The following is a 22,118-nucleotide window of genomic DNA, read 5'->3' as shown; positions in this document are numbered from 1 at the left end:
GCCATGACGGTGATCTCGCCGGCCGGCATCCGCTTGAGGGTCTTGGGGGCGACGGAGTGCCAGTCGAAGGTACCGAAGGCGACCATGACCATGACAGCGACCAGCGCGGCCATGGGGATGTCGGAGACGACCGGCCCGAAGACGATGCACAGCACCATCAGGAACACACCCGCAAGGAAGGTGGAGACGCGGGTGCGGGCGCCGGATACCTTCACGTTGATCATCGTCTGGCCGATCATGGCGCAGCCGCCCATGCCGCCGAAGAAGCCGGTGACGATGTTGGCGATGCCCTGTCCGATGGACTCACGGGTCTTGGAGGAGTGGGTGTCGGTGATGTCATCGACCAGCTTGGCCGACTTCCACCACCAGCTCGGGTTCCACCAGCATGACGTTCAGCTTTTCCTGGCTGCCCCATCCGGCGGAGAACGACCAGCCTGTCCACGGATGCCCGCGCCGTCCTCGAGCGAGCAGGTCGGCGACCGCAGCACCTGCTGCCCGGGTGAGGGTGGTGGTGCGGCCGACGTACTCAAGGTGGCCTTGGTCGTCGTACCTGCCGAGCAGCAGACTGCTGGGAGCTGTCAGGGAGCCGGTGACCGCGCCGACGATCGCCTCGGTCGTCTCGCGCACCTACTGGCGAAGAGACGGTATTCGATTCATGCACTATTCGCGCAGTGGTCCGCGGCAGATGGTGCGCAAAGCCCGCGTATCGCCGATGCGGGAGCTACTGGCGAGCCTTCCTAGGCCGTTGTCCAGGGGCGCCGGTCATCCGGCCTCTGGTGCGTCGTAGGAGAACCTGTATCCGGCGAAGTCGGCGAGATGGACGTAGCCGATGCGCTGGTAGAGGGCGTTGCTCGTGGGGTTGTCTGGGTCTGTGAACAGGACGACGTCCGTCGCCCCTGAGGCCTGTGCGGCCCTGCTCGCCTTGACTGTCACAGCTCCGGCGTAGCCGCGGCCACGGAGGTGGGCCGGGGTATAGACGGGATCCACCCGGACCATGCCGCCGACGACCGAGGTCGAGGCCGCCATCGAGAGGGGGACGCCCTCCGGGGTCTCCCAGAACATGAAGTGCCTGTCGCCGAAACGCGAGTCTTCCCAGGAGCCGGCGTCGATCAAGTCGATGGAGCGCTGCTCCCCGACGTCGACGCAGAACTCACGGCACCAGCGCACGATTTGGGCACGGTCCTTACGGCCCGTGAGGCGGCCCCGGCCCTCCGGGCGCGGCTGCGGCGGGGTGAGCGTGCCGAGACGGTAGAGATGCGTCTTCCAGAAAGGTGCCGACGCCGCGCCCGTGTGCTTCTGCCATGACTCGGAGAAGGCGCCAGCGGTGTCGTGCTCCGCGATGACATGGGCGGGTGAGTGACCCAGGCCGGCCAGGTGCGCAGCGAGGGTGTCGGTCTGCTCGGCAGAGAGCGGAGTGAGGCCCAGGCGTCCACGGGGGGTGAGATAGAAGATCGCGAGAACCTCACCTTGTGACTCTAGTCGGCCGAAAGTGGCGGTTTCGTCGTCGGACCCGGCCGCCCTGTGGGACCGCAGCTTCTCGATGTCCGTCAGCGGCATGTTGTGCAGGGCAGCGCGCGAGTGCAGGAAGTGTCCAGCTCGGGCGAGGAAGGCGTCGACGTCCTGGGTGAGGTGCCAGTCATCCGGATGCATGCTTCATGTTCCCGGACGAGGGCCGCTCCTTCACCTCCTTTCAGTCACGTCCCGGCCTATCGTTTGGTGCGGGCGAGTCGCGGCCAGGTAATCGGACCAGTTCTCGCCGGCCATGGCTACGAAGCGTTCCGCGGCTCTCGGCTGGATGCCGATCAAGTCGGAGAGCACGACGGGTGGCAGGTCGGCAAGCGCTTGCATTATGGCCGTGTTCCGGGCTGCGCGGGCGGGCAGGCCGTAGCGCTTAGCTCAACGACGGCCCGACGCCGACGTCACGGGGGTGCGCGCGTCGGTGCGTTCAGCCCGCCTCGGGCTGCGAGGGCTCCACCTGGCGCAGGCAGTACACGCACCTGGACCCGGAGTCGATGCGGCCCATGCACCGCCGGCAGTCACCGCGTTCACGCACCGGCCCCCGGCCGTCCGCGCAGCCCGGACAGGTCATCACCGGCTGCCGGAAGCCGAAGCTGACCACCCACCCCTTGCCTTGCGCGGCATCGCGCGCCAGCTGCGAGACCACGGAGGCGGAGCGCGCGTCTTCGTCGTCGCCCGTCTCCACCGCCAGGTAGACGGCGAAGCAGTCCTCGGTGTCGCACACGACAGCCACTCCTGTAGGCATTCGATCCCCTCTCAAGCCGCAACTGCGCCAACCCGACCATCTTGATGAAGGGAATGTCCTCGTGCTGGCGTCCCCACAAAAGCCGGGTCCGAGTGACTCGAATTCGAGTCGGATCGTTCAAATCGACGGCCCTGACAGGTGCGGGGGCGATAGGCGTGTGGATCAGATCACTGGAACGGCGACTTGCTGTGCCCAGGTGCTGATCTGGGTTCGTTCGGGTTCGGACCATCCGCTGGCGATGATCGAGCCGTCGCGGCTGATCTGGGCAGGCTCGGCGAGTCCGTAGTGCTGGAACAGGTCGCTGATGAGCAGCGACGCGGACTGTACGAGGCCGATCCCGCCGTCTGCCAGGTCGTTGAGGAGCGCGTGGGCGTACCCGACGGCACTTCGGTGGGTGGTGGTGCCGACCCGCACTCCCATCTCCTGGGGAACGAGGGCCTCGTGGGCGAGGGGGATCGCCCGCGTGCGCGGCATATTCGGCAGCCTCATCGGGCTGTTCCCAAAGTGCGTTTGGCTTTCCAGCCGCACGCGCAGGGCAGCTGTGCCGGCGGCGCCGGTGCGGGTGACTGCATGCTGGGCGAGGTGACGCAGGGCCGACAGCACGAGCGTGACGATGGAGTCGGTGTCGGCGCCGTAGGGCCAAGTCCGGCTGTTGTCCGGGGAGAACTCGAGCATGGGGGTCCGTGCCGCCCAGGCGCCCGATCCGTCGGAGTGCAGTTCGGCGATGTACCGGGGTGGGCGGTCGTCGAACAGGACAACGCGGCGTGCGCCGACCATAGTGCCGCTGAAGGTCGCTGCGGTGCGTCCCAGCAGGGGGATCGCCGCCAACTCCTGCGCGCTCACGCGCTGGACACTTGCGTGGTCGATCACCATGTCACCGGGGATGTCGGGCACGAGCGACACCGTCAGCAGGGGGTAGCCGTACTCCAGGAAACTGCTCCCTTCCAGGCGCTCGGCAGTTTCTTCTACGTCGTCATCGATCTGCGAGATTCGATCCGTGCGGTCGGCGAGTTGTTCGAAACGCCGACGGTAGGCCGTGGCAATCTCGGCTTCGGTCAGCCATGCGGTGGTGCTGCCGTTCCGCCGCGGGTAGGCCAGGCGGGTCTGGTCCACGATGGCGTGTGGTGCGTCCATGCTGCGGGGAACGGCGATGAGCAGGATTCCTTGATGCGCGCCGGGCTGGTCGGGCTTGGGAAACAGCTCGATCCGTGGTGTCGGCCGGAGGTTGGAGGCAATGGTCTGGCGGATCTGCCGGAGCTTCCCGTCGGTGAGCTCTACCGGAGTCACAGCCTTGGGGATGGAAGTCTGGCGGTCCTCGGCAAGCCCGAGGACCAGCACGCCGCCGATCCCGTTCGCCAGCGCCGCGACATCCTTTGCCAACTCGGTCCGGCCCGCTTGATCGGCACTGTAGTGCGCCGCCTTGTAGTCAAGATCTTCGTCTTCCTTCGCATCCGGGTTACCAACCAAGGCGGTGAGCTGGGCGTAGGTGATCTGTTCGAGTGGTCCGCCCAGAAGGGCTTCAACTCGAGGGAAACGAGGCGACATGAACCAGGAATCTAGCGCCGGGACATGAGGCGCGCACAACGTCATGGATCTCGGTGCTCTGGGTGGGTGCCGCATCATCCCCGAGTCCGACTGCGGTATGCCGCGCGTAGTCCGCAGTGCTCTGGCCGGATCTACGAAATCTACCCGTGGGTTCGGAGTCCCCGGCAGGATGCTCGTCGTGGACGGATCAGTGTGGATCGCAGCGTTTTTCAACGGAGGCTGCTGGGCTGGGTTTTGCGTGAGAGGGCGGGCCGTCATGGCCCGCCCTCGGTTGATCAGTTGTTGTGTCGGGTGGACGCTCGCTTGAGCCGGGCTCTGGCTTGCTGCTCCCAGTCGGGCACGGGTGCCGGAGGCGCGGATGGTTCGGGTGCTTTCGTGGCGGTGCTGCGCCAGTTCTGTCCGCACTGGTCGGTGTGCTGGTGGACGGTGTCCTTCTCGGGTGGGGCCGGCCAGATCTGCAGGAGGTAGTCCTCCGCCGGTTCGAATGCGACGGCGTCGTATCCGCGATCGCGCCCGCGGGCATGTACGCGTACTCGGTAGTGGCCGGGCCCGAATGGGGTCAGCAGGGGCAGGTCGGGTGGAGCGTCCATCATGGCGGCCACCTGCATCTGTCCGGAGAGGGACTCGATGCTGTGGTCCACCACCTCGTCCCACCCCGTGGTGCCCGGGCTCGTCACAGGCTGTTCGTAGACCTGCACCTCCACGTTGACGACACCGCTGCTGGCCCCTACGAGCACCACTGCCAGTCCTGGTCTTGAGAAGATCAAGCCGTTCTCAGTACGGAAAGGGGGTTGCTGGTGCTGTCCGATGTCGGCCAGGTGGAAGGCGTGGTACTCCACCCGTACCCGTGCGGATGCCTCCGCCACAGGTTGGTTCATGCCAGGCATGCTAAACGGTGCCTCCTCAGTCGACGATCCATACCCGGAAGGCATCTTTCTCGATGACACGGTTGTTGGTGTAGAAGACGTTCAACAGGCTGCCGGCGCTGCTGTTCTCCGCCGCCGGGATCATGCAGGCGCTCCATCCGTCCGGTCCAGTGGTCCCGATGGGTAGCGCGGTGATCTGGCACCAGTCGAAGGTGCGGCCGGGATATGGCTGGGGCTGCGGGAGGGAGCTGGTGAAGGCGCCTTGCCAGGTCGAGCGGAAGGGGTATTCGTCGCAGCTGTAGCCGGTGGGGCGTGGGTAGCCGCCGCTGGCGAACTGCGGGCAGGCCGTATCGCCGTTGCGGTCTCGCAGTGTCGCGTCGGTCAGGCGGTACAGAGGCTGGCCGTCCGGGTACGCGCCGGGTAGCCCGGATGCCTGGGCGTCCCGGACGTGGCGTGCGTAGTTCGGGTTAGGGCCGCTGAGACTGACGACGTCGGTCGGCGCGTAGTCCGGGAAGACGCACCCGATGCTGGACGCGCCCGGTACTGCGTTGTCGCAGCGGACGTCCATCGGTACTGTGACGCCGAACAGACCGGTGCCTGCCACCCACGAGGGATTGTTGAACTCGTAGTAGATGGTGGTCCTGGCGGTTCCGGTCGCTCCGGCTGCCGTGGCCGTCGTAGTCGGCAGTGCCTCGCCCCAGGGCATGTTGCTCAGGGTGACAGGCTGTTCGGGGAAGTCGATGGCGGAGGCGGCCAGGGTGCAGTCCCCTGCGCAGGTGGCGTCGCCCTTGACCGTGGTGCCGCTGATCTGTCCCCAGCCGTCGTACAGCAGGATCGACAGCTGATGTCCCCAGGTGGAGATGTCCTTCTGGGCGTAGACGTATTCGTCGGCCTGGTAATAGAGCTGCCCGAGCAGTTCCTGGGTACGGATGTCCCGCACGTCCACGATCCACGTCTCGATCGCACAGGCGTTGAACCGGTCGAAGTACCAGGCCCCGTCTCCGTCGGAAAGGTCGTAGCACCAGTCGGGCAGCGACAGCGGCGTACGGTCATCGGCGAGGGCCGGGGCTTTGACCGCTGACGGCTTGTGCGGAGCCGCCGAACTGACGCAGGCGGCCTTCGTCTTGCCCTGCCGCGCGAGCTGGTCGGCCTTCCCGGATTTAGCCAGCTCCTTGAGCCGGGGCAGGACGGTGGAACAGGAACCGGCGGAAGCGCTCAGAGCCTGGGCCTCAGGACGGACGGCCTTCTGCGGCTGCGGCGTGGGGAGTTGGGCCTGGACCTGAGCGACAGTGCCCGGCGAGGTCGAGGGTGCCCCGGACTGCGCTGTGGCGGCGAGAGCTTGCGCGGGAAGGAGCGCAAGCGTCAGGGCAGTCAGGGTCGTTCTGAAAACGGATCTCACTGCTATCCCTTCGCGAAGTCGTGTGACGCCCGGCCACGAGCCGGTGCCACGAACGACCGCGACATTAGGAGTCAAGATCCGCCATATGCATGGCATGGCCATGTTTTGTCCGAAAGCGCTTGCTGATACGGCTGAGAGGTGCCCTTCCTTCGGCCCGGACATCCAACTCCGCAGTTCTGACCAGCTGTAGGTGCAGCTGCGCCGGACCAGGGGCGACGGATTGCGTCGGCCAGGAGCTGCCTTTGCGGAGGAGGGAGCCAGGGGCGCCGGCCGTCGGAGGTGCGTCAGGAGGTCTGGAGCGTGCCTGGTGCGGTGGGGTGGGTGTTGATCCAGGAGAGGCCGCCGAGGTCGAGGTGGCGGGCGCGGGTGACGGGCGACGTAGGCGAGGCGTGCGTCGGTGTCGCTGACGGGTTCGGGAACGGGGCGTCCCTGTTCGTCGTGCTGGTCGGTGTCTTTGGGCGGGGGGAAGTCGTTGCCGATCTGGACGGTGGGTCATTCGCGGCCTTTGGCGGTGTGGGCGGTGGAGACGGTCACGTCGGCGCGCTTCTCGTCGGTGAGTTGGTCGACGGCGGTGAGGATGGTGTCGACCAAGTCGTCGGGGACCTCGATCCACGGCGAACATGCACCCAGAGGCGGCAACCGGCAGCTCAAGCGGGCGATGTTCCTGTCCGCGTTCGCCGCCCTGCACGACCCCGCCTCCCGCACCTACTACGACCGATGCCGAGCCCGCGGAAAGACCCACACCCAGGCACTCCTCCGCCTCGCCCGACAACGCATCAACGTGCTCTTCGCAATGCTCCGCGACGGCACCTTCTACGAACCCCGAACCCCACGCCTCGCTTGACGAAAGACATAGAGGCACCCCGCAGGTGCGGGGAGCAGGAGAACGTCCTCAGCCACCCCGACTCGATGGACGGAAGACCGGCCGGTCACGGAAGTACGCAACGAGCCCAAAAAGCGCTATGCAAGTCGCATCGTCGTCCTTGAGACCCGCGAGGAGACACCCTCACCCGTCCTGCCCGCGGTCGATGCCTCCGGTCAGACAATCCCGCCGTGCCACATCTGCGGCAAACCGGCCAGCCTCCGGAACGCGGAAGACAAGCCCGAGCACTACTCGTGCCGCCGGCCTCTCACCTGAAGACCCAGAGCACACACCTACGCCGGCTGTTAACTGGAAGTCCACCGGCCCCCGGCGGATTCATGGATTTGCAGTGTCCGGTCCATTCGTCCGCCGCAGATCGGACAGGTTGACCCGCTTCAGAACCGGCCGAAGCACCGCATGCTCCTGGTGGTGGTCCTGCCAGCGTTTTTCGAGCTCCTTGTCCTCCAGTTCTATGTAGGTGACTCCGGTGCCCGAGTCGGCGAGTATCCGGAAGGCGTCCACGCCACCGTTGTCGGAGATGAAATCTTCTGCGAGTTCGAGGAACGTCGGGGCTGCGTGGTCGATGTGCAGTTCGGTTGCGGAGGGGATCGGCGTTCCTGTGACGGAGCAGACCAGCGGCTGTCCGGAGTCGAGTACCGCGTTTCGTGCGAGGGTGACCTGGCCGGCGACCGCGTGCCGCAGGGCGGCGAGCACCTGGGTGCGCTGGCTGAAGGGCGTCAGGCAGGCGTTCCATGAGAAGTCGGCGACCTCGCCGTCGAACCGTACGAGGCCGATCCCGATACTTCTGTGGCCGTGGTCGGTGTGGGCGATGACGCGGAAGTGGGCTATGCCGGCGCCGCGTTTGAGGTCGTATTCGGGGTGGCGTTCGAGGAGGTCGCGGCAGAAGGCGTCGTCGTCGGGGTCGGTGACGTCACCTCCTGCGCCGTAGCGCTGGACGATGCCGCGGCAGACGTCCCGGACCGCTTCCTTGGTGGGGTAGTGGGTCGCACCGATGGTGATGCCTCTGGGCACGGGTCCTCCGTTCGACGCAGGTGACCTGAATGCGTATGACGAGATCGTAGACACAACGCTTTCCGGTCACCTCTTCGAAATTCCAAACCTCTGTTCCCGGCACGCTGACAGGGTGTCAGTGCGCGCTGCCATGCTGCTCACCAGCCGAAAGCCGGTCCGGTCGAGGCCCGGCTGGCAGGCGAAGTGATCAGGCTTGCGGAAAGGGACGACGAGGTGGCAGTGAAGGCGACCGAGGAACAAGCGGCGGCACGAGACAGCTTTGCTGCTGGTCATGATCTTGCCTTGGTGGCAGGCGCGGGTACGGGAAAGACATCGACTCTGGTGATGATGGGCGCCGCGACCCCCCGCCGCGGCATGTACATCGCCTTCAACAAGCCCATCGCGCAGGAGGCCAAAGCCCGCTTCGGCAGCAACGTCCACTGCAGCACCTCCCACGGGCTCGCCTATCGCGCGCTGGGGAGCCGCTTCAAGGCCCGCCTGGACGCCTCGCAGCACATGCCGCTGTGGCGCACCGCGCAGCTTCTGGGAATCGACCGGGATCTCGCGGTCGGCGGGCGCCGGCTGAAGGCGTCGACGCTGGCGCACCTGGTGATGGAGATGGTCAGGCACTTCTGCTACTCCACCGAGGAACAGGTCGCAGCGCGTCATCTCGGCACCGTCAACGGACTTGACGATCACGGCCAGCAGTACCTCGCGCGCGTCCTGCTGCCCAGGGCCCGGTGGGCCTGGGACGACATCTGCTCACCCAACGGCACGCTGCCGTTCAAGCACGACCACTACCTCAAGATGTGGGCGCTCACCCGGCCCCGGCTCCGCGCCGACTACATCCTGCTGGACGAGGCACAGGACACGAACCCGGTCCTTGAGGAAATCTTCCTCGCGCAGGACGTCCAGCGCGTCTGCGTCGGCGACCCCTCCCAGCAGATCTACGAATGGCGTCACGCCAAGGACATCATGAGCGGATTTCCCGGCATGCAGATGGAGCTCACACAGTCCTTCCGGTTCGGGCCCGCCATCGCGGAGGTGGCCAACCACTGGCTCCGCGCGGCCACATCCACGATGCAGCTCACCGGCCACGCCAGCGAACCGTCCGAGCTGACCGAGGTGGAGGTCCCCGACGCGGTGCTGTGCCGGGGCAACGCCGACGCCCTTGCCGAGGTCCTGCGCTTCCTCGAGCAGGGCGTGGCCGTCGCCCTGGTGGGTGGCGGGAAACCTCTGCTGAACATCGCGAAGGCAGCGATCGACCTGCAGGCCGGCCGCCGCACTTCACACCACGATCTCGCGCTGTTCTCCTCCTGGGGCGAGGTCCAGGAGTACGCCGAACAGGACTCCGCCGCCGCCGACCTCAAAGCCATCGTGGACCTTGTGGACACCTATGGCCCCCAGCAGATCATCCGCATCGTCCAGCGGATGAGCGACGAAGCAGAGGCCCGCGTCGTCGTGTCGACTGTGCACAAGGCCAAGGGCCGTGAGTGGAGCCGCGTCCGGATCGGAGCAGGCTTCACTCCACCCGACGACGACTCGCCCCGCAATGTGCACCCCGCCGCCGCGCGCCTCATCTACGTCGCCGTCACCCGAGCCCGTCACCAACTCGACATCACCGGCATCAAACGGCTCCAGAGCCACTCCAGCGCAGCGACAGCCGACACCACACCCGAAGGCATCGCGCTGGCCCGGCTGCCGCTGACCGGACAGCTGAAGTACCCCCGCTCCCCGATGTCCACCTTCCTGGCTCAGCACCTTCCGCGCCCCGAACGCGTCATCGCCTCCTACCTCCAGCGCATCCGCGGTCTCCCGCACCCCGTCCAGCCGCTGAACGAACGCCGCCCCGACTACGCCGCTCTCGGTCACACCATCGACTACCGGCTGCGCCTGATCCTCGGATCCGACCCAGGGCCCGCAGCGATCGCCGGCGTCGAACTGATCGGCAGCGACCTGCCCATCGCCGGAGCACCCGCCCCCGCAGTGCGCGCCAACCTCCACACGATCGGAACCAGCGTCCTGGACCGCCTCCACGCCCACCTGACCGACGCTTCCCGACGGCTCGACGACGACGAACTGACCAGGCTGTGCTTCGTCACCAGCTTCTTCGAAGCCGTCTACCGCAGCGGCAGATTCCCTCGTAAGCGCAATCTCCTCGCGCAGGTAGACGAGCACACCACCGTCAAGAGCGTGATCAATGCGGTGCCGGGCTACGTCCTCGACGACATCGACGAGCAGATGAAGCTCGCAGAAGACCCCTTCGCCCCCCTGCGAGTCCTGCCGGCCTCGCAGCGCGTGTGCGGGCCGGTCTTCGCAGGAAGCGCCGACGTGAATGCCGACGCCGACTTCATCACCGACGGCCTCCTCATCGACTGCAAGGCCGTTACCCGGCCCCACCGTGTCGGACGGGAAGAAGTACAGCAGCTGGCCGGCTACCTCCTCCTCGACTACGACGACCGCTACAACATCCGCGAAGTCGGCTTCTACCTCGCCCGCCAGGGCGCCCTGATCCGCTGGACGGTCCCGGAATTCCTCACCATGCTCGGGGCCCGTACCCCGCTTCCGGGGTTGCGTGCGTCACTACGTGCACACCTGAGGAGAGGCCGCCCCGCGTAGGAGCGTCCGGAGCCAGCCGAGCACCAGCGGCGTGGCCGCCGGCTCGCCGTCAGGAGCGCGGTGAACTCCTGCGGACGTGTGGGCGGATATGCGACGGTGGGTGTCGCCAGGGTCCGCCGCTTTCCCCGTAGCGGCGGACCCGGCCGTTTGTTCAGCGGGCGAGGGTGACGGTGATCGGCTGGTCGGGGCAGTCGGCGAGCTGCTGGGTGAGCGCGTCGCGTTCGACGGGGTCGATGCTCAGGCCCCACCTGGTTTTGTCGGCGATCCAGTCGGTGTCGTACTGGCAGCGGTAGCCCACATACGGGGGCAGCCACTCGCTGGGGTCCTTGTCGGCCTTGGACCGGTTAGAGGCGGCGGACACGGCGATCAGGTCGCGGGCGTCGTCCAGGTCGTTGGCGTACAGCTCCCGCTCTTTCGCGGTCCATTGGGAGGCGCCGGAGTCCCAGGCCTCAGCCAGCGGTACGAGGTGGTCGATGTCCAGCTGGCTCGCGCTGTCGAGGTAGCGGTCGTCGTACGGCGAGTACCAACGTCCGCCGGTCAAAGCGCAGTTGGGGCCTTGGAGTGGGGCAGCGACGGCCTCGGCTTTGAGGACCTCGGCGCGGGTGTTGCAGCCGTCGCGGTCGGCGTCAGTCCAGTGCTTGAACTTGGTGCGTTCGTAGCCGGCGCGGCTCTCGGTTCGGACGGGCAGCGCGGCGAGGGCATCGCGAACGGGCAGGGTCACACTGTCGCCAGGAGCAGCGTGATGCTCGGTCGCGGCGTGGGCTGCGGTGGGGGAGAGCAAGGCGGTGAGGACGGACAGGACGGCTGTCGCGGAGCGTGCCGTGCGGATGGGGTGCACGAGGATCCTTCCGGAGATCACAGACAGGGCTGTGATCTCCGTAGCGGGCCGGAGCCCCGGCTCGCCCGGTGATCCACCGTCACGTCACCCGGCCGGGCGGTAAGTCACACCGGGCCGTTCCCGGCACAGGTCGCGGCCGTCTCGTGCTGGACCCGCTGGCGGAGCGGCTGTCGGCGGAGGCTGGAAGGAAGACATGCGAGTACGCCTCGATAGCGTCAGGCAGAGGCCGAATGGGCCGCGCAGCCGTGGTGCGGTCGACCGGGACGGAACCCCCCGCGTCGGCGGGGAGCACGCACGCGAGCAGCGGGAGCGTGTGCTGCGGGACGGAACACCCCCGCGTCGGCGGGGACCACCCGTGGCCGTCGGCGGTGACGTTCATCAGCACCGGAACACCCCCGCGTCGGCGGGGACCACGGAACAACGTGGGGCGGGCTGGCATCTCGGACCGGAACACCCCCGCGTCGGCGGGGACCACGGCATCCTCTCCTGGCCCGGCGACATCCTCGGCGGAACACCCCCGCGTCGGCGGGGACCACCATGGGTTCATTGACCACATCCCATTCCGCGACGGAACACCCCCGCGTCGGCGGGGACCACGCCGATGCGGATGCGGCGCTGCGGTCGGGACGCGGAACACCCCCGCGTCGGCGGGGACCACGCTGCCGAGTTCGGCGGCCCCGTCTTTCAGGGCGGAACACCCCCGCGTCGGCGGGGACCACGTCGGCGGGGTTCTCGTCGGGGCGCCAGACGGCGGAACACCCCCGCGTCGGCGGGGACCACCGGATGAAACCCTGTCTGTGCATCTCATCGATCGGAACACCCCCGCGTCGGCGGGGACCACGCGGGCGAGGGCCTCTTCGGGGCTGGGCTGGTCGGAACACCCCCGCGTCGGCGGGGACCACTGTCACCGAAAGTTGAGCATGTGCCATCGAGCCGGAACACCCCCGCGTCGGCGGGGACCACACCGCCGCCACGGCCGGTTTCCTCACCTACACCGGAACACCCCCGCGTCGGCGGGGACCACTACTACCAGCTCAGCGAGATGCAGCGGAAAGGCGGAACACCCCCGCGTCGGCGGGGACCACTCGTGGCACATCGCGCCCGACGACCTCGACCTCGGAACACCCCCGCGTCGGCGGGGACCACACTTCCTGACCTGGTGTTCAGAGGGGGCTTTGCCATTTCATTGCGATAGCGGCTTGTGCCTGCATAGCGTGTTGTGCATTCACGCAACGACTGTACCCAGAGACATCCTGGGGTTGTCAGTGCCATGTGCTTGAGTCCTCGTTCATTCGTCGGAGTTGATGAAGGGGAGTCAGACAGTGCTCGGTCGGCGGTTTACGGTCGTGGATGAGTCGGCGTGGGGGAAGTCACGGGGGCTGGATCCGAGTCTTCCGCCGTATCCGTTGGTGCGGCATCTACTGGATGCTGCGGCGGTGGCCCAGTTCTTATGGGATCGGTATCTCTCGGAAAGCCAATGGCGTTGTATCGCGGCAGGTTTGGGGATGGCAGGTGATCCGGGCCGGGCGCGCGCGCTGACGGCTCTGTGTGCGGGGCTTCATGACGTGGGGAAGCTGTCAGGTTTCCAGCTGTGTGATGTCCGCGCCCGTGACCGGTTGAGCGATGCGCTGAGCGGGGACCTCGGTCGTATCGGGGTGGAACGGATGCCGCATGAGGTGGCGGGGATGCATGCCGCTGCTGCGGTCCTGGCCGCCCTGGGGTTCCGGGAGGCCGACGATTCCGTCAATACGGCGGTGCGCAGGGTCGCGGAGATCATCGGTGGGCATCACGGTCGGTTCCACGCGTTCACCGACCTGCACCCGGTCAATAGGGATCTCCTGGGAGGCCCGATCTGGGACATCCAGCGGGACGCACATGCTGGCGCTGTGTTCGAGGCGTTGGGTGCGCCGCTGCCGCCGGGGCAGATTGAGGCGCCGGTGGCGGTGCTGGTGACCGGTGTGGTGATTCTGGCGGACTGGCTGGTCAGCCAGGAGGAGTATCTGTTGGGTCGCCAGCGGCAGTTGGGTACGAGTCTGGCTGGGCATTTCGAGCGGTCGTGTGCGGATGCCGAGGGGCTGGTGCGTGCGGCGGGGCTGCTGCCGGTGGAGGTGGAGCGGAAGGACTTCGCGGAGGCGTACGGCATCACGGGGAAGCCGAATCCGCTGCAGCGGTCGGTGGCGGAGGAACTCGCCGCTGCCGTTGGCGCCGGTGACGTGCGGCGGGGCGGGATCCTTCTGGTGACTGCGGCTCCGGGGGACGGCAAGAGTGAGACGGCGTTGGAGGCGGAGCGGGTGTTGTCGGAGCGGTTCGGCACCCGCGGGTTCGCGTTCCTGCTGCCGACGATGGCGACCAGTGACCAGATGTATGGGCGGGTGGCCGGTGTAGTGGCCCGGCAGGCGGGGTGCCGGGCTGGGCTCACGCTTACCCACAGCATGAACTGGCTCAACAGTGCCTACGCGGAGGACGGCCTGGGCGGCGTGCGGGTGCTGACCTGCGAGGGGGAGGAGGGCGGTGAGGACCGGCGGGTGCGGCGTGAGCTGGATATGCGGCCGGTGCGCTGGCTGCGGGGGGCGAAACGGGCGTTGCTGGCCCAGTTCGCGGTCGGCACGGTGGACCAGGCGCTGATGGCGGTGTTGCCGGTGCGGCACAACGCGTTGCGGTTGCTGGCATTGTCGGGCAAGACGTTTATCCTGGACGAGGCGCATGCCTATGACCCGTACATGCAGGTGCTGTTGGGCCGGCTGTTGAACTGGCTGGGCTGGTACGGGGTGCCGGTGGTGTTGCTGTCGGCCACGCTGCCCGCTTCGGTGAGTGACCGGCTGATCAGGGAGTACCTGAAGGGTGCGGGGCTGAAGGCGTCGGAATTGAAGGGCCGTACGTTCGAGGCGCCGTATCCGGGCTGGCTGTATGTGGACGCGGCCGACGGGTCATGCGCACAGATTTCCCCGGTGCGGCAGAAGCAGCAGGCCGCGGCCCGCCGGATGCGCCTGTCGGTGCAGGTGGAGCCGGTCGTGCACGGTGAGGGCGGGGGCGGGCGGAATCGGCTGGCGGTGATCCGGCGGCTGCTGGAGCCGGTGATCGAGGGTGAGGGCGGCTGCGCGCTGGTGGTGTGCAACACCGTTGCGGAGGCCCAGCAGACTTACCTCAGTCTCCGTCAAGTCCTGACAGCGCGTGGGCGGGACGGCGAGGGGGGCGAGGTGCAGTTGCTGCACGCGCGGTTTCCGGGTGATGAGCGTGAGCGGCGCACGCTGGCGGTGACCGACGGTCTGGGGCGTTCCGGGCCCCGGCCCGTGCGGCGGATCGTGGTGGCGACCCAGGTGGTGGAGCAGTCGCTTGATCTGGACGCTGATGTCGTCATCAGCGATCTGGCTCCGCTGGCCCTGCTGTTGCAGCGGGCGGGCCGTTGCTGGCGCCACGAGACGTGGTGGGCGAAGCACGGGCGCCCGGAGGACCATCCACGGCCCGCCTGGGCGAACAGCCCCCGGCTGGTGGTGCTGGACCCGTTGGTCGGTGATCGCGGGGTGCCGGGTCAGTGGGGCGAGGTGTATGCCGAGTTCCTGCTCAAGGCCACCTCCGACGTCTTGGCGAGGCGCGGAGAGGCGCCGATCGCGATTCCGGAGGGTGTGCAGGAGCTGGTCGAGGAGGTGCACGGGCATCGCGCGGACCGGTTCGACTGGGGTGATCCGGCGAAGTCGGCGGCCTACACCGCCTACCGGGGCAAGGAGTTGGCGGAACGCAGTATTGGGGATGTCCTCGTCGTGCCCCGGGCGCGCAGTGTGTCGGGGCTGGACTCGCTGCACCATCTGCGGGGCGCGGAGGAGGAGTGGGAGGCTGCGACCCGGCTCGGCGCCGACACCGTCCGCCTGCTGTGCGTCTACACCCACACTGACGGCACCACGACCCTGGACGCGGAGGCCGCCCACCCGCTGCCGGGCGTGGGCGGCCCCCTAGCCCCCGCCGACGTGCGGACCGTGATGGCACGTACCATCCCGGTCAACGCCAACTGGTTTAAGGGGGAGTTGGACCAGTTCGCCGTGCCGGAGGGGTGGGCGGAGCATCCTCTGCTCGGCGATCTGGTGATGCTGCGGCAGCCGTGTGCGGACGGGCAGGTGCGGCCGGTGCCGGTGGGCGGCAGGAGCCTGTATCTGGATCCGGAACTGGGCCTGGTGCGGCAGTGATGCCCCGGGTCCGGTTCGGCGCCATCTCTGCATAACCCGAGTCGATCGACGGGCACATCGGCATCTTCGCCAACTACCGCTTTTCGCAAGGTAGTTCGACTTTACCGGTTATGGCCGGGCGTTGTCAGTGTCGGCTGTTTCACTGTGCCCACGGCCTTGCTCGTCACAACGAGGGTGAAGCGCGGGTGCTTTGCCGTGCCCGCGAGCGGCGAGGCGCATAGAAGGGGAGGGGAGCATGGCTGAAGGGTTTGACCTGCGGGAAGAGCCTTGGATCCCGGTCCGGTGGGCGAACGGGGCTTCTGGCCGGTGCGGGTTAAGGGAGTTGCTGCACCGGGCCCACGAAATCGCGGACCTGGAATTACCCGTGCCGCCGGCCGCGTCAGGGCTGCTGCGCATCCTGGCGGCGATGACCGCGCGCATCGCCCACGATGCCGACGGGGTGCGGCTGGACGACGAGGACGCAGCAGAGGAGATCACCACCTGGCTGGAGATCCGCGACCGTGTGCTCGCTGCCGGCCGGTTCGATCCGGAGGCGGTCGACGCCTACTTCGACGAGGAGGTGCCGGCGGGGCGCTTCGACCTGTTCGACCCGGTGCGGCCCTTCCTCCAGGACCCACGGCTGGTCGCGGAGTGCGTGGACGCCCAGGGCGGCCCGAATCCGTCGGGGGTGAACAAGCTGGTCTTCGGGCGGCCCACCGGGGTCAACGGGGCTGTGTTGTTCGGGCACTTCACGGACGGTGAGCCGGTGGCGGTGCCGGCGGCCGAGGCCGCCTGGCACCTGATCGCCCAGCTGTACTGCGGGCCGGCCGGTCAGTGCACCCCGCGCCGTATCACCGAGGTGCGTACCGGCAGCGGGGACGCGGGCCCGCTGCGCAAAGTTGTCTCCTACCATCCGTGGGCTGGGGATCTGTTCACCACGCTCGTGCTGGCCGTCCCGGTACCGGAGAGCGGCACGGACACGGACGTGCCGGACGAATGCCCCTGGGAGGCCGTGGAGTTGCCGGAGCCGCTCGGCCCGCTCACGGAACTGACCTGGCCGGGACGGCTGTTGACCGGGCGGTACCGCCACGCCGTGCTGCTGGTGCCGTCCGCGGACCGTACCGCGGCCGTCGACGCCTACATCACCTGGTCCACGCACGAGCCCAAGCCCGCCGCACGCGACCCGTACGTCATCCTCGACCGCGGCAAGGAAGACGAGCTCTACGTCCGCGCGGCCGACGGCGCGCGCGCCCTGTGGCGGGACGTGGACGCGCTGCTACTCAAGGACACCAGCCACAGCACGATGCGTCCGCACAGCCTCGACAGCCTGCCGCCGCGGCTGCTGCGGCGTCTGTCGGTGCGGGCCTACGGCTTCGACCAGGACGGCAAGCAGACCGACACGACGTGGTTCGAGGCCACCACCCCGCCCATCCTGCACTGGCAGGAAGAGACCGATCCGCGCATGGCACGCCATCTGGCCCGCTGCCACCAGGCCGCCGAACAGGTCGGCGAACGCCTCGACTACGCGGCCCGGCTGGCCTGGAAACTCGCTGCCGACGCCGGTGCCGCTACGGCGGACAAGGTCAAACTCGACCGGCGCAAGCCCGGTCCATGGGCTGAGGCTGCGGCGGGCCGCTACTGGCCGGTGGCCGAGGGGGAGTTCTGGCAGCTGGCCCACCCCGACCGGTGCGACACCGTGCCGTTGCCACCGTTCGTATCGGTCGCGCTGACGGCGCTGGACGACGCCATCGGAACGGCCAACCGGGCCGACATCCGGGTATCTCGGGCCCGTTCTCGCGCCCGCTCCACCCTGCGTGCTCTCCTGCGCGCCGCCGCCTGATCCCACCTTCCGACCGCTGAAGGAATCCACCCATGAGCACTGCACCCCTGCCGCGGGTGTCCGCGCCGCCGCCTGCTGCCCCGCCGCGGCCGTCCGACGTGTTCGTCGGCTACGTCCTGTCATTGTGTGAGAGCAAGCGGGTCCAGTCCGATCTGCGCACCGGCCTCGGCCAGCGCGTGGAACGCTGCAACTACCTGCACCGCTACCTCGTACCGCGTCTGCCTGAGCGCCAGCACCCCGATGCGCGCCGAGCCCACTACGCCGTGGCCGCCCTGATCGCCGCCCGCCCGCGCTCGGCTCGCACCGCCGACGCGGAACGCGTCAACTCCGCTGACACGGCTCCCAGTTGGTATACGCGTCCGAACCTGGGCGCCAGTCTGGCCGCCGCGGTCAACGCCCAGGTCATCAAAGCGAATTCGGCCGAAGGCGACCTCCATCTGTTCGCCCGCCAGAGCAGCGACGCCCTTCACCAGCGACTGCCCGCGCTGACCCGGCACCTGCTGGGCGGCGGTATTGCCCTGGACTGGGCGGTGCTGCTGGAGGACCTCACCCGGTGGGACCGCGACCGCGACAAGATCGCGACCCGCTGGCTGGAGAGCTACTTCCGCAACCTCGGCCCCGAGGGCGCCAGCACCGCCGACACGGACACCGCCATCCCGGCGTCCGACACCCCCGATCTGCACGAGGAGAACCTGTCATGACCGCCCTGTTCCTGGATCTGAGCGCCATTCAGTCGGTACCGGCCGCCAACCTCAACCGCGACGACCTCGGCTCGCCCAAGACCGTCCGCTACGGCAACACGCCCCGTATCCGGGTCTCCAGCCAGTCCTGGAAACGCGTGATCCGTCAAGGCGTCGAAGAGGACCTGGGCGAGAAAGCTGCCCGCACCCGCCTGGTCCCCGTCAAGGTCCGCCAGGCACTGGAGCGGGACGGCTGGCCCGTGGACCTGGCCGCCTTCGCCGGAGCGCAGGTCGCTGTCAGCGCCGGGAAGAAGGGCATCGGCACGGAGAAGGAGGGCCACACCTCGGTGCTGCTGTTCTTGCCGGAGAGCGGTCTGGAGGAACTCGTCGCGGTGTGTGTCGAGCACCGTGAGCAACTGGAGCAGAACCTGGACAAGAAGAAGCCCGGTCAGATCCTGCCCGCCGATCGTATCGAGGAGATCCTCAAGCGGCGCACCACCTCCATCAGCCTGCTCGGGCGGATGCTCGCCGAACTGCCCGGCGCGAACGTGGACGGCGCTGCCCAGGTCGCCCACGCCTTCACCACCCACGCCGCCGAGCCGCAGCGCGACTACTTCACCGCGGTCGACGACTGGCTCGGCGAAGCCGACACCGGCAGCGGCCACCTGGACACCAGCGAGTTCAGCGCCGGCGTGTTCTACCGCTACGCCACCGTCAACATCACCGACCTGCTCAAAAACCTCGACGGCGACGACAAGTCGGCCCGCACCGTGCTGGGTTCCTTCGCCGAGCACTTCCTGCTCTCCCTGCCTCAGGCCAAGAAGAACAGCACCGCCCCGCACACCGTCCCCGACCTCGCCTACCTTGCTGTGCGCACCCAGCGCCCCCTCTCCCTGGCCGCCGCCTTTGAAACGCCGGTCAAGCACAGCGACGGCGGCTTCGGCCAGTCTTCCCGCAAGGCTCTGGCCGACCATGCGGCCGACCTCAACCGGCTCACCGGCAACCGCCACCGGCCCTTCCACGGCCACGCCATCGTCCACGGCACCGGGGACCTGAGCCCGCTCGGCGCGGCGCACGGCTCCTTCTACGACCTGATCGACGCCGCCGTGGAGGCGGCCCTGCCGGTGGTTGGAGCGCAGGCGTGAGCGGGCTCGTGCTGCGCCTGGCCGGCCCTCTGCAGTCCTGGGGAGAACGTTCCGCGTTCACCGCGGACCGCGACACCGCGCCCTTCCCCACCCGTTCCGCCCTCATCGGCATGTTCGCCGCTGCCGAAGGCATTCCCCGCGACGACGTCGCGGCTCTGGACCGCTACAGGGCGCTGGAGTTCACCGTCCGCGTCGACCGGCCCGGTGTGCGGCTCGTCGATTATCACACCGTCGGCGGCGGCCGGCCCAAGGACCAGACCGCCGCCACCAGCGGCGGCAGCAACAAGGGCGCCGCCGTCATCACCCGACGCCACTACCTGGCCGACGCCGTCTTCGTCATCGCCGTCACCGGCCCCGACATCACCATCGCCCGCATCGCAAGCGCCCTCCACCAGCCGCACTGGTCGCCCTACCTGGGCCGCCGCTCCTGCGTCCCCGACGAACCCCTTCTGCTGCGCACGGACGCGTCCGACCCGGCCGCCGAACTCCTGCACCAGGTGCCGCTCAGCCCCGACCCCGCCCGCCCGCTCCCGGCCGACGGCACGGTCGAGGTCACCTTCCTGTGGGAGCGGCCTCCCGCGACGGCGGACCGAACCGACTCTCTCACCGTCAACGACATCCCCCGCAGCTTCGCCCCGCACGGCCGCAGCCACGACCGCCGCCGCCTCTTCCGCACACACGAACACCTCCCCGTCCACCTGGCGCCCGGCCCGCACAGCCTGCAACGGCAACTCATCGACTACGCCACGAAGGAGACGGCCGCATGAACCCCCGCGCGGCGCTCGCCCGTATCCGCCTCAACCCCCACAGCCGCGCCGTCCAGCGCGACCTGCGCGACGCCAACGACATGCACCGCAGCCTCATGCGGCTGGTCCCCGACGACCTCGGCACCTCCCCCCGCCAGAGGGCCGGACTCCTCTACCGCCTCGACGAGACGACCACCACCAGCACCCTCCTCGTCCAGGCCACCACCCTCGACCCCACCCGCCTGCCCGACGACTACGGCCACACCGACATCAAGGACCTCACCCCGATGTTCACCGCCCTCAAAAAGGGCCTCGCCGTCCGCTATCGCATCGTCGTCAACCCGGTCAAAACCGAACGCCTCCCCCTGGACCAGAAAGGCCGACGCGGCCAACGCATTCCCCTCACCGGCCCGGACGCCGACCACTGGTGGACCACTCGCGCCACCGACGCAGGCCTGGACCTGCACACCCTGCTGCCCACCTCCATCGCCCCGGTCCGCCCCCCGGCCAAAAACAGCCCGCCCATGCGCCACCACCTGGTGCGCTACGACGGCACCGCCACCGTCACCGACCCCGACGCCCTCGCCCACGCGGTCCTGAACGGCATCGGCCGCGCCAAGTCCTACGGCGCCGGCCTCATCAGCCTCGCCCCCGCCACCACCGCGTGAACACATCCCACGGGGGCGGCCAGGCCCGCAGACACCTGGCCGCCCCCACCCTCGCCATGCTCCCGCGCATCGCGGACTCCCTCTCGTTCCTCTACCTCGACATGGTCCGCGTCGTCCAGGACGACACCGGCGTCTGCGCCCAGATCAAAGTCGACCAACACCGCACCGACACCGTCTACATCCCCACCGCCGCGCTCACCTGCCTGCTCCTGGGACCCGGCGTGTCCATCACCACCCGCGCCCTGGCCACCCTCGCCCGCCACGGAACCAGCGTCATCTGCACCGGAGCGGGCGGCGTCCGCACCTACGCCGGCATCCTGCCCGACTCCCTCACCACCCACTGGCTCGAACAACAGGCCGCCTGGGCCAACCCCGATCAACGCCTCAATGTCGCTACCCGCATGTACGAGATGCGCTTCGGCGACGACACCGTCCCCCAAGGAACATCTCTCGCCCAACTGCGCGGCATGGAAGGCCAACGCATGAAGGCCCTCTACAAACTCCACGCCCAAAAACACGGCATCGGCCGCTTCCGCCGCAACTACCACCCCGACCAGTGGCACCAGCAAGACCCCGTCAACCTCGCCCTGTCCGCCGCCAACACCTGCCTATACGGCATCATCCACGCCGCCCTCCTGGCATTGGGCTGCTCACCAGCCCTCGGCTTCGTCCACACCGGCACCCAGCACGCCTTCGTCTACGACATCGCCGACCTCTACAAAGCCGACACCACCCTCCCCGTCGCCTTCTGCCTCCACCAGGCAGCCAACCCCGAACAAGAAGCACGCCGAAAACTGCGCGAGGAACTCCGCCTCATCCGCCTCCTGCCGCGCGTCATCCACGACATCCAAACCCTCCTCACTCCCGGCGCCGACACAGACGACGACACCACCGAGCGCCAGGACGTCCGCATGGTCCACCTCTGGGACCCGAAGACGGGAGTCCTACCCGCCGGGGTCAACTACGCACCCGACGGAGGCTGACATGCCCTCCATGCTCGTCATCGCCACCACCGCCGTCCCCGACCACCTCCGCGGCGCCCTCAGCCGCTGGACCAGCGAAGTGGTCCCCGGCATCTTCGTCGGCAGCGTCTCCGCCCGCGTACGCGACCAACTCTGGGACGCCGTCACGGAAACCGTTGCCGACGGCGCAGCTGTTCTCGTCCACCCGGCACCAACAGAACAGGGCTACGCGATCCGCACAGTCGGCACACGCCGCCGCGTCCCCATGGACTTCGACGGCCTTACCCTCATGAGGATGACCGCCGCGCCAGCCAGCCTAAGCCTGGCAAATGAAAGGCAAAGTCTGCGATAACCCGCAGGTCGCGAAGTGTGGTTCCCGCCGACGCGGGGGTGAACCGTCCAGGAAGCACACGCCAACCGCCCCGGACGCGTGGTTCCCGCCGACGCGGGGGTGAACCGCAGGAGCCCGATCACGTGCCGCATGACCCGGCGTGGTTCCCGCCGACGCGGGGGTGAA

Annotated in this window: 17 protein-coding genes, 3 pseudogenes and 2 CRISPR repeat arrays (1 of these 22 running past the window's edge); of the genes and pseudogenes, 10 read left to right on the top strand and 10 right to left on the bottom strand. The window is 68.4% G+C overall.

The genetic code is table 11. The features are described from left to right. The 8 genes and pseudogenes from ACIRB1_RS46510 to ACIRB1_RS46475 all read right to left on the bottom strand — a co-directional run. A pseudogene (locus ACIRB1_RS46510) lies at positions 1–356 on the bottom strand (SulP family inorganic anion transporter); the annotation flags it as partial. Then, positions 337–627, bottom strand: coding sequence for a hypothetical protein (locus ACIRB1_RS46505; RefSeq protein ID WP_403470032.1), 291 nt, complete (start codon positions 625–627; stop codon positions 337–339). The gene ACIRB1_RS46505 and the pseudogene ACIRB1_RS46510, both read right to left, overlap by 20 nt. A gap of 135 nt (positions 628–762) precedes the next feature. Further along, positions 763–1,650, bottom strand: a complete 888-nt coding sequence (locus tag ACIRB1_RS46500) for a GNAT family N-acetyltransferase (RefSeq protein WP_403470031.1) — start codon at positions 1,648–1,650, stop codon at positions 763–765. A 295-nt stretch (positions 1,651–1,945) separates the two neighbouring features. Next, positions 1,946–2,242 (bottom strand): hypothetical protein, encoded by a 297-nt coding sequence (locus ACIRB1_RS46495; RefSeq protein WP_403470030.1) that lies wholly within the window; start codon positions 2,240–2,242, stop codon positions 1,946–1,948. 183 nt (positions 2,243–2,425) lie between these two features. Further along, the gene (locus ACIRB1_RS46490; protein WP_403470028.1) at positions 2,426–3,808 is read right to left on the bottom strand and encodes a helix-turn-helix domain-containing protein; all 1,383 of its coding nucleotides are present in this window, start codon (positions 3,806–3,808) and stop codon (positions 2,426–2,428) included. A 275-nt stretch (positions 3,809–4,083) separates the two neighbouring features. After that, a complete protein-coding gene (locus tag ACIRB1_RS46485; protein WP_403470027.1) occupies positions 4,084–4,686 on the bottom strand; it encodes a hypothetical protein in 603 nt (200 codons plus the stop codon). Between the two features lie 25 nt (positions 4,687–4,711). Beyond that, positions 4,712–6,073: a hypothetical protein gene (locus tag ACIRB1_RS46480; RefSeq protein WP_403470026.1), complete on the bottom strand. Its 1,362-nt coding sequence runs from the start codon at positions 6,071–6,073 to the stop codon at positions 4,712–4,714. A gap of 284 nt (positions 6,074–6,357) precedes the next feature. Beyond that, positions 6,358–6,667: pseudogene (locus tag ACIRB1_RS46475) on the bottom strand (3'-5' exonuclease); the annotation flags it as partial. Here ACIRB1_RS46475 and ACIRB1_RS46470 point away from each other — a divergent pair. Then, positions 6,660–6,917, top strand: a pseudogene (locus ACIRB1_RS46470) (IS110 family transposase); the annotation flags it as partial. The pseudogenes ACIRB1_RS46475 and ACIRB1_RS46470 sit on opposite strands and share 8 nt — an antisense overlap. A 354-nt stretch (positions 6,918–7,271) precedes the next feature. Here the strand turns inward: ACIRB1_RS46470 and ACIRB1_RS46465 are convergent. Beyond that, entirely contained in the window at positions 7,272–7,967 is a 696-nt protein-coding gene (locus ACIRB1_RS46465; RefSeq protein WP_403470025.1) for a DCL family protein, read from the bottom strand. A 183-nt stretch (positions 7,968–8,150) separates the two neighbouring features. Between ACIRB1_RS46465 and ACIRB1_RS46460 the strand changes: the two genes are divergently transcribed. Next, positions 8,151–10,565 (top strand): UvrD-helicase domain-containing protein, encoded by a 2,415-nt coding sequence (locus tag ACIRB1_RS46460; protein ID WP_403470024.1) that lies wholly within the window; start codon positions 8,151–8,153, stop codon positions 10,563–10,565. A gap of 151 nt (positions 10,566–10,716) precedes the next feature. Here ACIRB1_RS46460 and ACIRB1_RS46455 read toward each other — a convergent pair whose 3' ends face one another. Beyond that, positions 10,717–11,394, bottom strand: coding sequence for an HNH endonuclease family protein (locus ACIRB1_RS46455; RefSeq protein WP_403470035.1), 678 nt, complete (start codon positions 11,392–11,394; stop codon positions 10,717–10,719). A 272-nt stretch (positions 11,395–11,666) separates the two neighbouring features. Beyond that, a CRISPR array of direct repeats spans positions 11,667–12,549; the repeat unit is 29 nt; unit sequence CGGAACACCCCCGCGTCGGCGGGGACCAC. Positions 12,550–12,707: 158 nt separating this feature from the next. Between ACIRB1_RS46455 and cas3 the strand changes: the two genes are divergently transcribed. From cas3 to cas2e, 8 genes are all read left to right on the top strand, one after another. Continuing rightward, on the top strand, positions 12,708–15,581 hold the full coding sequence (cas3, locus tag ACIRB1_RS46450) for a CRISPR-associated helicase Cas3' (protein WP_403470023.1): 2,874 nt from the start codon (positions 12,708–12,710) through the stop codon (positions 15,579–15,581). Positions 15,582–15,816: 235 nt separating this feature from the next. Continuing rightward, positions 15,817–17,400, top strand: a complete 1,584-nt coding sequence (casA, locus tag ACIRB1_RS46445; RefSeq protein WP_403470022.1) for a type I-E CRISPR-associated protein Cse1/CasA — start codon at positions 15,817–15,819, stop codon at positions 17,398–17,400. 32 nt (positions 17,401–17,432) lie between these two features. Then, the gene (gene casB / locus ACIRB1_RS46440; protein ID WP_403470021.1) at positions 17,433–18,101 is read left to right on the top strand and encodes a type I-E CRISPR-associated protein Cse2/CasB; all 669 of its coding nucleotides are present in this window, start codon (positions 17,433–17,435) and stop codon (positions 18,099–18,101) included. Then, positions 18,098–19,225: a type I-E CRISPR-associated protein Cas7/Cse4/CasC gene (cas7e, locus tag ACIRB1_RS46435; RefSeq protein WP_403470020.1), complete on the top strand. Its 1,128-nt coding sequence runs from the start codon at positions 18,098–18,100 to the stop codon at positions 19,223–19,225. The genes casB and cas7e overlap by 4 nt, the downstream gene beginning before the upstream one ends. Next, positions 19,222–19,992: a type I-E CRISPR-associated protein Cas5/CasD gene (gene cas5e, locus ACIRB1_RS46430; RefSeq protein WP_403470019.1), complete on the top strand. Its 771-nt coding sequence runs from the start codon at positions 19,222–19,224 to the stop codon at positions 19,990–19,992. The genes cas7e and cas5e overlap by 4 nt, the downstream gene beginning before the upstream one ends. Continuing rightward, a complete protein-coding gene (gene cas6e / locus ACIRB1_RS46425; protein WP_403470018.1) occupies positions 19,989–20,639 on the top strand; it encodes a type I-E CRISPR-associated protein Cas6/Cse3/CasE in 651 nt (216 codons plus the stop codon). The genes cas5e and cas6e overlap by 4 nt, the downstream gene beginning before the upstream one ends. A gap of 56 nt (positions 20,640–20,695) precedes the next feature. Then, positions 20,696–21,622 carry a type I-E CRISPR-associated endonuclease Cas1e gene (cas1e, locus tag ACIRB1_RS46420; RefSeq protein ID WP_403470034.1) on the top strand — a complete coding sequence of 309 codons (927 nt, stop codon included), beginning with the start codon at positions 20,696–20,698 and terminating at the stop codon, positions 21,620–21,622. A gap of 1 nt (position 21,623) precedes the next feature. After that, positions 21,624–21,953, top strand: coding sequence for a type I-E CRISPR-associated endoribonuclease Cas2e (cas2e, locus tag ACIRB1_RS46415; RefSeq protein ID WP_403470017.1), 330 nt, complete (start codon positions 21,624–21,626; stop codon positions 21,951–21,953). A gap of 17 nt (positions 21,954–21,970) precedes the next feature. Further along, a CRISPR array of direct repeats spans positions 21,971–22,118; the repeat unit is 29 nt; it runs 1,527 nt beyond the window's last position.

It is taken from the genome of Streptomyces sp. NPDC096013 (assembly GCF_044763565.1).
Classification (GTDB): Bacteria; Actinomycetota; Actinomycetes; order Streptomycetales; family Streptomycetaceae; genus Streptomyces.
This window is presented reverse-complemented; position numbering and strand designations above follow the sequence as displayed.